Below are 15,810 nucleotides of genomic sequence, written 5' to 3'. Positions count from 1 at the left end.
AGGCACACACCATGTCGGTCCAGCTCGTCGTGAACATCCTCATCGGGATCGCGCTCGTCGTGTTCCTCGGGTACCGCCAGGCGACCTGGCAGTACCTCGACCCCACCCGGATCTGGCGCACGCCGCTCATCATGGCGATCGTCGGCGTGGTCGTCCTCGCCCAGACCAAGGCGACCGTCACCACCACCGACGTCGTCTTCCTCGGCATCGAGGCGCTCATCACCGTCGGGGTCGGCCTGACCATGGGCAGCATCACCCGCTTCCGCACCGTCGGCACCCCGGACCGCAAGGGCCGCACGATCCAGTCCCGCACCGGCTGGCTCGGTGCCGCCCTGTGGATCGTCCTCATCGGCGTCCGCATCGGCCTCGACGTCCTCGGCGGTCACCTCGGCGCCCACCTCCTCACCTCGACCGGCACGATCCTGCTCGTCCTCGCGCTGAACCGCGCGGCCCGGGCACTCGTCATCGACCAGCGCATCCCCCGCGGAGACCGACAGGCGCGCGGCATGATGGTCCGGTGACCCTGCTGACCGGCCGTGACGAGGCCGACCTCCCCGGAGGTCGGCCGCGTTCGAGCGCCGCCTGGGGACTGAACGCGCTCGGCATCGCGATCGTCGCGTTCTTCTTCGTCCGGAACGGTGCGCTCCTGGGCCTGCCCGTCTGGGTGTGGGTGCTCGGCACGGTGGCGCTCGCCGGCTGGGTGCTCCGGGAGTTCGGCCGGTCGCCGCGACTCGTCACCACGGCGGGTGTCGTGATGGTCGCCGCCGGGTCGGTGACGGTGGTGCCGACGGACTCGCTGATGGTCGTCCCCGTGATCGTCGGAATCGTCCTGATCGGGGCGAACCTGCGCGTACCGGTCTGGGCCGCGTCGGTCACCGCGCTCGCCGCGATCGTCGTGGTCGCCGTCACCGCGACGGTGGAGCACGCGTCGCTCCAGTTCGTCCTCGGCACCAGCGGCGGCATGCTGCTCGGTGTCCTCATCGGCTTCAGCAGGCGGCAGTTCCGGGTCGCCGCCCAGCGCGCTCGCGAGGCCGAGCGGGAGCAGCAGCGCGCGCGGCTCCTCGCCGATCGTTCCCGGGCGGCGCGGGACATCCACGACGTCCTCGCGCACTCCCTCGGTGGGCTGGTGCTGCAGCTCGACGCGGTCGAGGCCCTCCTCGAGGCGGGCCGGGTCGAGGACGCGACGAAGCGTGCCGGCGAGGCCCGCACCCTCGCGGCCGACGGGCTCGCCGAGGCACGACGCGCGGTGCACGCGCTCCGCGAGGACGCGGACTCGGACACAGGACCGGAACCGGCCACGTCGACCACCGCAGCCGACACGACGGAGCCGAGCCGTGCCTCCAGGCCGACCACCGACCACGAGGCGGGCCTGACGGCCCTCGTCGACGCGCACCGCTCGTTCGGCGGCGAGGTCGTGACGCAGGGAGACGAGACGCTCGCCGACCTGGATGCGGCCCACCGTGCCGCCGTGGTCCAGGTCGTCCGGGAGGCACTGAGCAACGCCCGCAGGCACGCCCCGGGCCGCCCCGTGTCCCTGTCCGTCATCCGGGACGGCGACGCCGTGGACGTCGTCGTCGCGAACCCGCTCGCCCGCGGCGGCCACGGCCTGCTCGGGATGCGCGAACGCTTCCAGGAGCTCGGCAGCTCCGCCACGGTCGAGGCGGAGCGCTCGGACGACGAGTTCGTCGTGGCGATGCACCTGCCGGTCGACCCCGTCGCGGCAGCGGGGGACCGGTCGTGACCATCCGCGTGCTCGTCGTCGACGACCAGGCCATCGTGCGCGACGGCCTGGTGACGGTGCTGTCCCTCATGCCGGACCTCGAGGTCGTCGGCGAGGCTGCCGACGGCGCCGCGGCCGTCGCCGCCGTCGACCGCGACCTCCCTGACGTCGTGCTGATGGACCTCCGGATGCCCGTCGTGGACGGGCCGACCGCGACCGCGCAGATCACCGCGGCGCACCCGCAGGTGGCCGTCCTGGTGCTGACCACCTACGCCGACGACGAGTCCATCGTCACCGCGCTCCGAGCGGGCGCGCGTGGCTACCTGACGAAGGACGCCGGCCGCGCGGAGATCGCGACGGCGATCCGTGCCGTGGCGTCCGGGCAGTCCACGTTCGACGCGACCGTCGGTGCACGGCTCGTCGCGCAGCTCGCCGGCGGTGCGGTTCCCGCACCCGAGGCGCCGGTCGGACTCCGGACGCGCTTCCCGGACCTCACCCCGCGCGAATCGGACGTCCTCGAGCGCATCGCCGAGGGCCGGTCGAACCCGGAGATCGCCGCCGAGCTGTTCCTGACGGTTCCGACCGTGAAGTCGTACGTGAACCAGGTCTTCACGAAGCTCGGCGTCCGGACCCGGGCCGAGGCCGTCGCGCTCGTCCTCCGCTCGTAGCCGCGCGTCACCGGCTGCGCGGTGTGCGTGGTTGAGTACGCGCAGTCGAGGACGCGCAGTTGAATGCGTACACATGCACGGCCAGCGGACGTCAAGGCTCGTCTCCTATCGTTCACCGGGTCGTCACCTCGGTGCGTCGAACCGCGCAGTGCCCCACACCTCGCGGTTCCGCACCTCGACCGTGACCGCGGCGCGCCCGCCCGGCAACCCCCACTGCCGGCTCCGAGTGCGTGCCGTCGGCGCGCGCCGGGCCTCCCCGCTCTCCTGCGCGCCGCCCGTGGCCCTGCCCTGCGCACTGGCCATTGAGAACATCGCGTGCGCTATGTAAAATATGAGTTCAGCACACGCACCGGACCACGAATCCGCAGGAGCCCGCAGCCATGACCGACACCATGAGCGTCCCGACGTACCGACTCGTCACCGCGACCCGTACCGCCCGGCCGACGCCGGCACCCCCGCAGACCGACCGTGACCACGCGCCGACCTGGATGCGCGCGGTCGGCGGGGTCCTGCTGGTCGGCGGACTCGCGCTCGTCGCAGCGGTCCTCGGGTGGCCGGGCGAAGCGCCGGAGGCGGCCCTCGTCGTCCCGGGGCTCGTCGGTGTCGCCGTCGGCCTCCTGCTCCTGCTCGCCCGGACCGGGTTCACCGTGACGGACACCCACGTCGTCCTGCACTTCCGGCCGCTGCCCGCGCGACGGATCCCCCGACGGCGGATCGTGGACGTGCGGGTCGCCGAGGCGGATGCCTCCACGTACGGCGGGATCGGTCTCCGGCTCGGCCGTGGCGTGCGGGCGCTGATCCTCACGCCGGGGCGCGGGATCGAGATCACCGACGATCGTGGGCGCGTGACGTTCGTGCGGGTCCGGCGGCCGGAGAAGGCGCTCGGCGCGCTGCGCTGACGGGCGTGGCGCGGGCGCGTGCTCGCGGCAGTCGGCGTGATCTGGCCTGGCCGAGGAGCGGCGGGCGAGGGGAATACCGGGTCGGTCCACCGGCTTATACACGGCACTGACGAATTCGGTCAAGCCAGGACTGGACATCGCGCACGAGCGCGACCTATGATGACAGTTCGCGCTCCCTGGCATCCGTGTCGTCATATTGCGGTCGACGCCCGCCCTGGTGAAGCCGGACCCGTATATGTCGGCGGGTACCGCTCACCCAGATCATCGCACATGTGTCCTCGCTCACGCGGCGGCCCGTGATCGCGTGTCTTCGAGGGGTGCGCCGAAGCGTCAATCCACTCACCTACGTGCTGCTCGTCAGTACCGGCCCGACGGGGCCTACCGGAGGTCAAACCCTTGGCTGCTGCGCCCAACGCATCCACCAACCCCAAGAACGGTCGCAACCACTCGCGACTCTCGTTCGCCAAGATCACGGACACCCTCACGGTTCCTGATCTGCTCGCACTCCAGACGGAGAGCTTCGACTGGCTCGTCGGCAACGACGTCTGGAAGGCCCGCCTCGCCGAAGGCCAGGAGCAGGGTCGCACCGACCTCGCACTGCACTCCGGGCTCGAGGAGATCTTCGAGGAGATCTCCCCGATCGAGGACCTCGGCGAGACCATGCAGCTCGGCTTCACGTCGCCCGAGCTCGAGGACCCGAAGTACTCGATCGACGAGTGCAAGGAACGTGGCAAGACCTACGCTGCCCCGCTCTACGTCAACGCCGAGTTCATGAACCACATGACCGGTGAGATCAAGACGCAGACCGTGTTCATGGGCGACTTCCCGCTCATGACCGAGCGCGGCACATTCATCATCAACGGCACCGAGCGTGTCGTGGTCTCGCAGCTCGTCCGCTCGCCGGGCGTGTACTTCGAGCGTCAGCAGGAGAAGACCTCCGACAAGGACATCTACTCCGCCCGCGTGATCCCGTCGCGTGGTGCCTGGCTCGAGTTCGAGATCGACAAGCGCGACCAGGTGGGCGTGCGCATCGACCGCAAGCGCAAGCAGTCGGTCACCGTGTTCCTCAAGGCGCTCGGCATGACGAGCGAAGAGATCATGGACGAGTTCCAGGGCTTCGCCTCGATCGAGTCGACCCTCGAGAAGGACGCCATCCTCACCAAGGAAGAGGCGCTCAAGGACATCTACCGCAAGCTGCGTCCGGGCGAGCAGGTCGCCGCCGAGGCCGCGCGTGCGCTCCTCGACAACTTCTACTTCAACCCGAAGCGCTACGACCTCGCGAAGGTCGGCCGCTACAAGGTCAACCGCAAGCTCGGCATCGACGCGCCGCTCAGCGACTCGGTCCTGACCGTGCAGGACATCGTCCGCACGATCAAGTACCTGGTCTCGCTGCACGCCGAGAAGACCAACCTCGACGGCGTCCGCGACGGCGAGCCGGTGCAGCTCCGCCTCGACGTGGACGACATCGACCACTTCGGCAACCGTCGCATCCGCGCCGTCGGCGAGCTCATCCAGAACCAGGTCCGCACGGGTCTGTCCCGCATGGAGCGCGTCGTCCGCGAGCGCATGACCACGCAGGACATCGAGGCGATCACGCCGCAGACCCTGATCAACGTGCGCCCCGTCGTCGCCGCGATCAAGGAGTTCTTCGGAACGTCCCAGCTGTCGCAGTTCATGGACCAGAACAACCCGCTCGCGGGTCTGACGCACAAGCGTCGTCTCTCGGCCCTCGGCCCGGGTGGTCTGTCCCGTGAGCGTGCCGGCGTCGAGGTCCGTGACGTCCACCCGTCGCACTACGGCCGCATGTGCCCGATCGAGACCCCGGAAGGCCCGAACATCGGCCTGATCGGTTCGCTCGCGTCGTTCGGTCGGATCAACTCCTTCGGCTTCATCGAGACGCCGTACCGCCGCGTCGTGAACGGTCAGGTCACCACGACCATCGACTACCTCACGGCTTCGGAGGAAGACGACTTCGTCGTCGCGCAGGCGAACGCCCCGCTCACCGACTCCTTCCACTTCCAGGACGACAAGGTGCTCGTCCGGAAGAAGGGCGGCGAGGTCGAGCTCGTCGGCAAGGACGAGGTCGACTACATGGACGTCTCCCCGCGCCAGATGGTGTCGGTCGCGACGTCGCTCATCCCGTTCCTCGAGCACGACGACGCGAACCGCGCCCTCATGGGTGCGAACATGCAGCGTCAGGCAGTCCCGCTGCTCCGTTCCGAGTCGCCGCTCGTCGGCACCGGTATGGAGGGCTACACCGCCATCGACGCCGGTGACGTCGTCACCGCCGACAAGGCCGGTGTCGTCTCCGAGGTCTCGGCCGACGCCGTGACCCTGCAGCTCGACGAGGGCGGCACGCAGACCTTCTACCTGCGCAAGTTCGACCGCTCGAACCAGGGCACCAGCTACAACCACCGCGTGGTCGTCTCGGCCGGCGAGCGTGTGGAGCAGGGCGAGGTCATCGCCGACGGTCCCGCGACGGAGAACGGCGAGCTCGCGCTCGGCAAGAACCTCCTCGTCGCGTTCATGCCGTGGGAGGGCTACAATTACGAGGACGCGATGATCCTGTCGCAGAACCTCGTGAAGGACGACACGCTCTCCTCGATCCACATCGAGGAGTACGAGGTCGACGCCCGCGACACGAAGCTCGGCAAGGAGGAGATCACCCGCGACCTCCCGAACGTCAGCCCGGACCTCCTGGCCGACCTCGACGAGCGCGGCATCATCCGCATCGGTGCCGAGGTCCGCCCCGGCGACATCCTGGTCGGCAAGGTCACGCCGAAGGGCGAGACCGAGCTCTCCGCTGAGGAGCGCCTCCTCCGTGCCATCTTCAACGAGAAGTCGCGCGAAGTCCGCGACACGTCGCTCAAGGTGCCCCACGGTGAAGAGGGCACGATCATCGGCGTCAAGGTGTTCGACTCGCAGGACGGCGACGACGAGCTCGGCTCGGGCGTCAACCAGCGCGTGGTCGTCTACATCGCCCAGAAGCGCAAGATCACCGCGGGTGACAAGCTCGCCGGTCGTCACGGCAACAAGGGCGTCATCTCGACGATCCTGCCGGTCGAGGACATGCCGTTCCTCGCGGACGGCACCCCGGTCGACATCGTGCTCAACCCGCTCGGCGTCCCCGGCCGCATGAACTTCGGCCAGGTCCTCGAGATCCACCTCGGGTGGCTCGCGAAGCAGGGCTGGAACGTCGAGGGCATCCAGGAGTGGGCTTCGGCTCTCCCCGAGGCCGCCCACAGCGCGGAGCCCGGCACGAAGGTCGCCACCCCGGTGTTCGACGGTGCGTACGAGCGTGAGATCGAGGGCCTCCTCGACAGCACCCTCCCGAACCGCGACGGCGAGCGTCTGATCGGTTCGTCCGGCAAGGCGCAGCTCTTCGACGGCCGCTCCGGCGAGCCGTTCCCGGAGCCCGTCTCGGTCGGCTACATGTACATCCTCAAGCTGCACCACCTGGTCGACGACAAGATCCACGCCCGTTCGACCGGTCCGTACTCGATGATCACGCAGCAGCCGCTGGGTGGTAAGGCGCAGTTCGGTGGACAGCGATTCGGTGAGATGGAGGTGTGGGCGCTCGAGGCGTACGGCGCCGCCTACGCTCTCCAGGAGCTCCTGACGATCAAGTCCGACGACATCCTCGGCCGCGTGAAGGTCTACGAGGCGATCGTCAAGGGCGAGAACATCCAGGAGCCGGGTATCCCGGAGTCGTTCAAGGTCCTCATGAAGGAGATGCAGTCGCTCTGCCTGAACGTCGAGGTCCTCTCGGCCGACGGCCAGGCGGTCAGCCTCCGCGACACGGACGACGAGGTCTTCCGTGCCGCTGAAGAGCTCGGCATCAACATCTCCTCGCGGTTCGAGTCGTCGTCCGTCGACGACATCTGATCCCGCCCGTACTCGTAACGAATCCAGCTAGAGAGAAGAACATTGCTCGAAGCAACTTCATTTGACGCACTGCGGATCGGCCTCGCCACGGCCGAGGACATCCGCCAGTGGTCGTACGGCGAGGTCAAGAAGCCGGAGACCATCAACTACCGCACCCTCAAGCCCGAGAAGGACGGTCTGTTCGGCGAGCAGATCTTCGGTCCGTCCCGCGACTGGGAGTGCGCCTGCGGCAAGTACAAGCGTGTCCGGTTCAAGGGCATCGTCTGCGAGCGCTGCGGCGTCGAGGTCACCAAGTCCTCGGTCCGTCGTGAGCGCATGGGCCACATCGAGCTCGCCGCACCCGTCACGCACATCTGGTACTTCAAGGGCGTCCCGTCGCGCCTCGGGTACCTCCTCGACATGGCGCCGAAGGACCTCGAGAAGGTCATCTACTTCGCGGCGTACATGATCATCGACATCGATGAAGAGGGCCGCCACGCGGACATGCCGGGTCTCGAGAACGAGATGCGCCTCGAGATCAAGAACCTCGAGGGTCAGCGCGACTCGATCATCGCCGACCGCCTCAAGAAGCTCGAGGACGACCTCGCAGCGCTCGAGGAAGAGGGCGCCAAGGCCGACGTCAAGCGCCGCACCAAGGACACCGCCGAGAAGGAGATGTCCCAGGTCCGCAAGTCGTTCGACGAGGACATCACCCGTCTCGAGCGCGTGTGGGAGGACTTCCGCAACCTCAAGGTGGGCGACCTCAAGCCCGAGGACGCCGTCTTCCACGAGCTCCAGGACCGCTTCGGGATCTACTTCGACGCCTACATGGGCGCCGAGGCGATCAAGCTGCGGCTCGAGGCGTTCGACCTGGCCGCCGAGGCCGAGGCACTGCGCCTGCAGATCGCCGAGGGCAAGGGCCAGAAGAAGATCCGCGCGATCAAGCGTCTGCGCGTCGTCAGCTCCTTCCTCGCCACCGGCAACTCGCCGGCCGCGATGGTGCTCGACGTCGTGCCGGTCATCCCGCCGGAACTGCGCCCGATGGTGCAGCTCGACGGTGGCCGTTTCGCCACGTCGGACCTCAACGACCTCTACCGTCGTGTGATCAACCGCAACAACCGTCTCCGCCGCCTGCTCGACCTCGGTGCCCCCGAGATCATCGTGAACAACGAGAAGCGCATGCTGCAGGAAGCGGTCGACGCGCTGTTCGACAACGGTCGTCGTGGTCGTCCGGTCACGGGTACCGGCAACCGCGCCCTGAAGTCCCTGAGCGACATGCTCAAGGGAAAGCAGGGTCGTTTCCGCCAGAACCTGCTCGGCAAGCGCGTCGACTACTCGGGCCGTTCGGTCATCATCGTTGGCCCGCAGCTGAAGCTGCACCAGTGCGGTCTGCCCAAGCAGATGGCGCTGGAGCTCTTCAAGCCGTTCGTCATCAAGCGCCTCATCGACCTGTCGCACGCGCAGAACATCAAGTCGGCGAAGCGCATGGTCGAGCGTTCGCGTCCGCAGGTGTGGGACGTGCTCGAGGAGATCATCCGCGAGCGCCCCGTGCTGCTGAACCGTGCGCCGACGCTGCACCGTCTGGGCATCCAGGCGTTCGAGCCGCAGCTCGTCGAGGGCAAGGCCATCCAGCTCCACCCGCTCGTGTGTGCTGCGTTCAACGCGGACTTCGACGGTGACCAGATGGCCGTGCACCTGCCGCTGTCGGTGGAGGCCCAGGCCGAGGCCCGCATCCTGATGCTCGCCTCGAACAACATCCTGAAGCCGTCCGACGGCCGCCCGGTGACCCTGCCCGCACAGGACATGATCATCGGTCTGCACCACCTCACGACCGTCCGCGAGGGCGCCGTGGGTGAGGGCCGTGCGTTCTCCTCCGTCGCCGAGGCCATCCTCGCGAAGGACCAGAACACGCTGCACCTCAACGCGCTGGTCAAGATCCGCATGTCCGACGTGTGGTTCGCCGAGGGCGAGGCGCCGGAGGGCTACGTGCAGGGCGAGCCCGTCCTGCTCGAGACGACCCTCGGTCGTGCGCTCTTCAACGAGACCCTCCCGACGAACTACCCGTTCGTCCAGAAGGTCACCGACAAGGGCGTGCTCTCCGCGATCGTCAACGACCTCGCCGAGCGCTACTCCAAGACCGAGACGGCCGCCGCGCTCGACCGGATCAAGGACGCCGGCTTCTACTGGGGCACGCGCTCCGGTGTGACCGTCGCGCTCTCGGACGTCGTGACGCCTCCTCGCAAGAAGGAGATCATCGCGGGCTACGAGGTCCAGGCAGCCAAGGTGCAGGGCGAGTTCGACAAGGGCCTGATCACCGACGCCGAGCGTCGCGCCGACCTGATCAAGATCTGGACGGAAGCCACGAACGAGATCGCGCAGGAGATGCGCGACAACTTCCCCGTCGACAACACGATCAACCGCATGGTGTCGTCGGGTGCTCGTGGTAACTGGCTCCAGGTCCGCAACATCGCCGGTATGCGTGGTCTGGTGAACAACCCGAAGGGCGAGATCATCGCCCGCCCGATCATCAACTCGTACCGCGAGGGCCTGACCGTGGCGGAGTACTTCATCGCCACGCACGGTGCTCGCAAGGGTCTTGCCGACACCGCGCTCCGTACCGCGGACTCCGGGTACCTCACCCGTCGTCTCGTGGACGTCTCGCAGGACGTCATCATCCGCGAGGACGACTGCGGCACGACGCGGGGCCTCGAGCTCCCGATCGCGACCGTGGGCGCCGACGGCAAGCTGGTCCGCGACCCGCGCGTCGAGAACACCGTGTACTCCCGCACCCTGGCCACCGAGGCCGTGGACGCGAAGGGCACGGTCGTCGCCGAGGCTCGTGAGGACGTCGGTGACGTCCTGATCGACAAGCTGCTGGCAGCCGGTGTCGAGAGCATCAAGGTGCGCTCGGTCCTGACCTGCGAGTCGGCCGTCGGTGTCTGCGCGAAGTGCTACGGCCGTTCGCTCGCCACGGGCAACCTCGTCGACATCGGCGAGGCGGTCGGCATCATCGCCGCCCAGTCCATCGGTGAGCCCGGTACCCAGCTGACGATGCGTACCTTCCACACGGGTGGTTCGGCTTCGGCTGACGACATCACCCAGGGTCTGCCGCGTGTCACCGAGCTGTTCGAGGCGCGTACCCCCAAGGGTGCGTCCCCGATCGCCGAGGCCCCCGGCCGCGCGACGATCGAGGACACCGACAAGGGTCGTCGCATCATCCTGACGCCGGACAACGGCGACGAGCCGTTCATCTACCCGGTGCTCAAGCGTGCGACGCTCCTCATCGAGGACGGCCAGCACGTCGAGCTCGGCGAGCAGTTCATCGCCGGCACCGTCGACCCGAAGGAAGTCCTTCGCGTCAAGGGTGTCCGTGAGGTCCAGAAGCACCTCGTCAACGGTGTGCAGGACGTGTACGGCTCGCAGGGCGTGCCGATCCACGACAAGCACATCGAGGTCATCGTGCGTCAGATGCTCCGCAAGGTCACCGTCGTCGACCACGGCGACACCGACCTGCTCCCGGGCGAGCTCGTTGACCGTTCGCGGTACAACATGCTCAACCGTGCGGCGCTGCAGGAGGGTCGCAAGACCGCTTCCGCTCGCCAGGAGGTCATGGGCATCACGAAGGCGTCCCTCGCGACCGAGTCGTGGCTGTCCGCCGCTTCCTTCCAGGAGACCACCCGCGTGCTCACGCAGGCGGCCATGGAGGGCAAGCAGGACCACCTCGTCGGCCTCAAGGAGAACGTCATCATCGGTAAGCTCATCCCCGCCGGGACGGGCCTCAGCCGGTACCGCGACGTGGACGTGAACGCGACCGAGGAAGCGAAGGCGGAGCGGTACCCGAACCGCATCTTCGCGGACGACTCGTCGTTCTCGGACGCCGACCTGAGCTTCGTCGACTTCGACAGCTTCTCGTCGGACGACTTCACGCCGGGCACCTACAACTGAGTCGAGTGACCCACTGAGGAGGGCCCCGCATCCACCAGGATGCGGGGCCCTCCTTCGTCGTCCGACGGGTCAGCGGAACGCGACGGTGGCGCTCCCGAGCGGGTCCGGGCCGTCGGCCGCGGACACGGTCACGGTGCTCCCGGTGAAGCGCCGGGGGTCGAGGGTGACGGTCCACGTGGAGCTCCCCGGCACCGGTGGTTCCACACGGTTGCCGTCGGCGTCGGTGATGGGTGCGCCGTCGGCATCGGTGAAGGACAGCCGCGCGCCCGGCTCGGCGCTCCCGGTGAGCACGAGCTGCTTCGGCGTGTACTTGGACACGGCCGCCGTCACCGGGAACGGGATGGTGGCGCCGGACGTGGCAGAGCCGACGAGCGTGTCACCGGAGTAGACCTCGGCCACGATGCCCATGAAGCGTGTGTCGGCGCTCGGGTACATCAGGTCGGCGCTCCACGTGCCGTCGGTGTTCGTGGTCCAGTCCTGGCCGTCGGTGAGTGACCACGGCGCACCGGATGCATCGACGAACCGCATCTCGGTGCCGGCCGGCCCACGTCCCTCGACGTGCACGGTGCGCCCGATCGGGTCGACCCGGACGTCCTCGAACTCGGGGTCGCCGCTGATCTCGGTGCGGGTGTTCAACCGGAGCTGCTCCGCGCCGTCGAACCGTTCGATCGTGGTGACGGTGTGCTTCCCGAAGGCGACGTCGGAGATCCGGTGCGCGAAGGTGCCGTCGCGGTCGGCGGTCGTCGTGCCGATCGGAGCGCCGTCGAGCAGCATCTCGATGCGGGCGCGGGGCTCGAAGCCGAGCCCGGTGAGCTGGAGGAAGCGCTTCGCATCGTCGTGCGTCAGCTGGAACGACCGGAAGCTCACCTGGTGGGTGGAGGCCTGCAACGTCCGCGCCGAGCCTTCCGAATCGCTGACCCGGAAGGTGTGGTCGCCGAACCCGTCGACGTGCGCCTTCGCCCGCCACGACCCGTCCGGCCGCACGCGGGTGTCGAGCGGCTCGCCGTCCGAGGGCGTGATCGAGACGAGGTCGCCCGCGTCGCCGGTGCCGGTGAGGGTGACGTCACCGGCGTTGTGCGCGATCGCCCCGACCCGGGCCGAGAACTCGAGCGCGTGCGCCGGGGAGGCCACCGCGACCGATCCGAGCACCACCGCGGCGGCGATGCCGCCCCCGATCCACTTGCGGCGTACCACATCTGAAATACGTGTTGTCTGCATGGCCGACATGCTGGCACTGCGTCCGCCGCCTTGTCCAGAGGGGAAACGAGACGTTCACACGCGCGTGCTGCAGCGCAGAACGCACGGACGGACGGGAGGCACGGTGCCAGCCGACACCGCGCCTCCCGTCCGTGGGCGGGCACGTCTAGATGCTGCGCCCGGCGTCGCTGTCGCGACCGCCGGAGCCGCGACCCGTTTCGTCGACCAGCGAGAACAGGCTCAGGACGTTGCCGTCCGGGTCGCGGACGTCGAACCAGTCGACCGCGCCGTCGACGCACTCGACGGGACCGACGTCGATCCCGAGCGCGCCGATCCGGGCGTGCTGCGCGGCGACGTCGTCGACGCCGAAGCGGACGCTGACCGGGTTCTCCTCGGCGTTCTCGTCCTCGTAGAGCTGGATCCAGATGCCGCCGACCTCGTACTCGGCGATGCCGTCGTCGGGCTCGAGGTCCGGTTCGGCGCGTTCGAACACGGCGCCGTACCAGAGGCAGGACGCCTCGATGTCGGTGACGGGCAGCCCCACGGTCACGCTCGTGATGTCCATGACTCATCATGTCCCGCGGTGGGCGTGCGCGTCGAGCAGTTTCTGCCCTGGCAGGCTGGTGGCATGGCGACGCTGCGCGAACGGATCACGGCCCCTGCCCACCTCGAGTTCCCGGTGCCGGTCGGCGGGCTGACGTTCCGGGCCGGCTCACGGGACGACCTCGCCGCGGTGCACGCGCTCGCGGTGGCGGCCGCGGCGGTGGACGACCCGCACGCGCGTCCCTCCACAGCCGACTTCGAGCGGACGCTGTCCACGGAAGGGCTCGACGTCGCCCGGGACACCCTCGTCGGCGTCGATGCTGATGGGCATGTGCAGGCCTACGGCATCGTCATCGACGTCCCCTCCCGGGTCACCGCGGCACGCGCGGTGCTCGACGGCACGGTGCACCCCGGGTTCCGCGGCCGGGGGATCGGCCGACGGGTGCTCGCGTGGCAGGTCGGCCGCGCTCGCCAGCGGTTGGCGGTGCTCGACGTCGACCTGCCCGCCACGATCGAGGTCGGTGCCCCGCAGGGTGCCGGGGCGCTCCGGCTCGCGGCGCGGTCCGGGTTCGAACCGACCCGGAACTGGATCGACATGCAGCTGGTCTTCGGCGAGGGCGAGCGCGAGGGTGACGTCCCGGACGTGCCGGCGCTGCCGGACGGCCACGTCGTCCGGGCGGCGACCCCGGACGACATCGAGCCGCTGCGGCACGCCAAGAACGACTCCTTCCGCGACCACTGGGGGTCGCAGCCGATGGTCGCGTCCGACTGGCACGGCTTCCTCACCGCGAGCAAGAGCCGGCTCGACCTGTCGCGCGTGGTGCTCGACGCCGACGGCGCGATCGTGGCGTTCGCGATCGTCGAGGTGGACCCGGACGGCTTCGCTGCCCGCGGTCGCTCGTACGGGTACGTGCACTGGGTCGGTGTGGTCCGAGCCGCCCGGGGACGGGGACTCGCGCCCCTCGTGCTCGACGCCTCGCTGCGGGCGATCCGGGCGGATGGCCTGTCCGCCGCGGTGCTGCACGTCGACGCCGAGAACCCCAGCGGTGCTGGTCGCATCTACGAGCGCCTCGGCTTCGTCGCGGGCGAGGTGCACGTCACCGCGTCGACGCCCCTCTGACGAGGGTCGATACCCGCGGGTACCCCTGCACTGGGGCCACGGAACACCCCGTCGCCCCCTCGTTGTGGGACTGCGGTGGCCGTTCGGCGCGGACGTAGCGTGGTCGGGCGTCGAACCCCTGCGGCGCTCGTCCCCACGTCCAGCGTGCGACCCGAAGGAGGCTCGGAGGCACATGGCCACACTGTCCGAGATCCTCATCCTCAACGGAGCCCTGCCGATCGAGCACCTCGACTCGATGACCGGCGACGAGGAGATCGACGACCGCTCGATCCGGTCGCTGGTCGACCAGGGGCTGGTGAGCGAGGCGCAGTACATCACCGCCCGCGCCGCGTCGAACAACTCCAAGACCGTCCCGCTCACCGACTACCCGGTGGACGGCACCGCCGTGTCGATGCTGCCCGCGGCGCTCTGCCGGCGGCACGGCGTACTCGGCGTCGGGTTCGAGGGCGAGACCCTCGTCCTCGCGATGGTGAACCCGACCAACGTCCTGGCGATCGACGACGCTCGCACCGCCTCCGGTCGTCCGGTGAAGCCGTTGCAGGTCGACGAGCGCGACCTCGCCGCCGCGCTCGACCGCTACCTCCGCGCCGACGACGAGCTGAACGACCTGACCTCCTCGCTCGAAGAAGAGGCGTCGGCCCAGGCGCAGCAGCAGGTCGACCTGACCGACGGTGCGCTCGACGACGTCCCGATCGTGCGCTTCGTGAACCTGCTCGTCTCGCAGGCGATCCAGGACCACGCGTCGGACATCCACATCGAGCCCGGCGAGCACGAGGTCCGCGTCCGCTACCGCATCGACGGCGTGCTGCACGAGATGGCCCCGGCGCCGAAGAACATCCAGAACGGCGTCATCAGCCGCCTGAAGATCATGAGCGACATCGACATCGCGGAGCGCCGGAAGCCGCAGGACGGCCGCATGTCGGTGCGCCACGGCGGTCGGCAGATCGACCTCCGCGTCGCGACCCTCCCCACCGTCTGGGGCGAGAAGGTCGTCATGCGGATCCTCGACAACACGAACACGTCGATGTCCCTGAAGGACCTCAACCTGCTCGAGCAGAACTTCCAGGCGTACCAGCGCTCCTACTCGAAGCCGTACGGGATGATCCTCGTCACCGGCCCGACCGGGTCCGGCAAGTCGACGACGCTGTACACGACCCTCAACGCGGTCGCCCGCCCGGAGATCAACGTCATCACGGTCGAGGACCCGGTCGAGTACCGGATGGCCGGCATCAACCAGGTGCAGGTCAACCCGAAGGCCGGTCTGACCTTCGCGTCCGCCCTGCGTTCGATCCTGCGCTCCGACCCCGACGTCGTGCTCCTCGGTGAGATCCGCGACCACGAGACCGCGCAGATCGCGATCGAGGCCTCCCTCACCGGCCACCTGGTGCTCTCGACCCTGCACACGAACGACGCCCCCTCGGCGATCACGCGTCTGACGGAGATGGACATCGAGCCGTTCCTCGTCGGGTCCGCGCTCGACTCCGTCGTGGCACAGCGTCTCGCCCGCAGGCTCTGCGACCGCTGCAAGGCCCCGGCGCAGTACACGCCCGCGCAGCTCGCCGCGCTCGGCTTCATCGACACCGAGGACTCCGCCGTCCCGGAGTTCTTCGGCCCCGTCGGCTGTGCGGTCTGCTCGAACACCGGGTACCGCGGCCGCATCGCCCTGCACGAGGTCATGACCGTGACCGAGGAGATCGAGCGCCTCGCCGTCTCCCGTGCGTCCAGCGCCGAGATCAGCCGCGTCGCCCAGGCGCAGGGCATGCTCACCCTCCGCCAGGACGGGTGGGAGAAGGTCAAGCTCGGCATGACGAGCATCGACGAGATCCTGCGCGTGGTCGCGTAGGCGTGGGAGTG

The 15,810-nt window shown here is 69.0% G+C and carries 10 protein-coding genes; 8 read left to right on the top strand and 2 right to left on the bottom strand.

The annotated features are described in order from the left end of the window. Positions 1–11: 11 nt before the first annotated feature. The 6 genes from FS532_RS09975 (at position 12) to rpoC (ending at position 11,096) form a co-directional block, all read left to right on the top strand. Positions 12–521: a hypothetical protein gene (locus tag FS532_RS09975; protein WP_144753403.1), complete on the top strand. Its 510-nt coding sequence runs from the start codon at positions 12–14 to the stop codon at positions 519–521. Further along, complete coding sequence (locus tag FS532_RS09970; RefSeq protein ID WP_144753399.1) at positions 518–1,741, top strand: sensor histidine kinase; 1,224 nt, start codon at positions 518–520, stop codon at positions 1,739–1,741. Before FS532_RS09975 ends, FS532_RS09970 begins: the two co-directional genes overlap by 4 nt. Then, complete coding sequence (locus tag FS532_RS09965) at positions 1,738–2,388, top strand: response regulator transcription factor (RefSeq protein ID WP_144753397.1); 651 nt, start codon at positions 1,738–1,740, stop codon at positions 2,386–2,388. The genes FS532_RS09970 and FS532_RS09965 overlap by 4 nt, the downstream gene beginning before the upstream one ends. 380 nt (positions 2,389–2,768) lie before the next feature. Beyond that, a complete protein-coding gene (locus tag FS532_RS09960) occupies positions 2,769–3,287 on the top strand; it encodes a hypothetical protein (protein WP_144753394.1) in 519 nt (172 codons plus the stop codon). 396 nt (positions 3,288–3,683) lie between these two features. After that, complete coding sequence (gene rpoB, locus FS532_RS09955; protein WP_144753391.1) at positions 3,684–7,172, top strand: DNA-directed RNA polymerase subunit beta; 3,489 nt, start codon at positions 3,684–3,686, stop codon at positions 7,170–7,172. 42 nt (positions 7,173–7,214) lie between these two features. Next, positions 7,215–11,096 carry a DNA-directed RNA polymerase subunit beta' gene (gene rpoC / locus FS532_RS09950; RefSeq protein ID WP_144753388.1) on the top strand — a complete coding sequence of 1,294 codons (3,882 nt, stop codon included), beginning with the start codon at positions 7,215–7,217 and terminating at the stop codon, positions 11,094–11,096. Between the two features lie 69 nt (positions 11,097–11,165). On the opposite strand, the gene FS532_RS09945 is transcribed toward rpoC, so the two are convergent. Both FS532_RS09945 and FS532_RS09940 read right to left on the bottom strand, forming a co-directional pair. Continuing rightward, positions 11,166–12,314, bottom strand: a complete 1,149-nt coding sequence (locus tag FS532_RS09945) for a hypothetical protein (RefSeq protein ID WP_144753385.1) — start codon at positions 12,312–12,314, stop codon at positions 11,166–11,168. A gap of 145 nt (positions 12,315–12,459) precedes the next feature. Then, positions 12,460–12,858: a VOC family protein gene (locus tag FS532_RS09940; protein ID WP_144753382.1), complete on the bottom strand. Its 399-nt coding sequence runs from the start codon at positions 12,856–12,858 to the stop codon at positions 12,460–12,462. Between the two features lie 63 nt (positions 12,859–12,921). On the opposite strand from FS532_RS09940, the gene FS532_RS09935 reads away from it, so the two are divergent. Both FS532_RS09935 and FS532_RS09930 read left to right on the top strand, forming a co-directional pair. Then, positions 12,922–13,956, top strand: a complete 1,035-nt coding sequence (locus FS532_RS09935; protein WP_144753379.1) for a GNAT family N-acetyltransferase — start codon at positions 12,922–12,924, stop codon at positions 13,954–13,956. Between the two features lie 172 nt (positions 13,957–14,128). Then, positions 14,129–15,799, top strand: a complete 1,671-nt coding sequence (locus FS532_RS09930) for a GspE/PulE family protein (protein WP_079237399.1) — start codon at positions 14,129–14,131, stop codon at positions 15,797–15,799. Positions 15,800–15,810 lie beyond the last annotated feature (11 nt).

Source organism: Curtobacterium pusillum (assembly GCF_007673235.1).
Classification (GTDB): Bacteria; Actinomycetota; Actinomycetes; order Actinomycetales; family Microbacteriaceae; genus Curtobacterium; species Curtobacterium pusillum_C.
The sequence above is the reverse complement of the archived record's forward strand: the minus strand, read 5'-3'. Positions and strand labels throughout refer to the sequence as shown.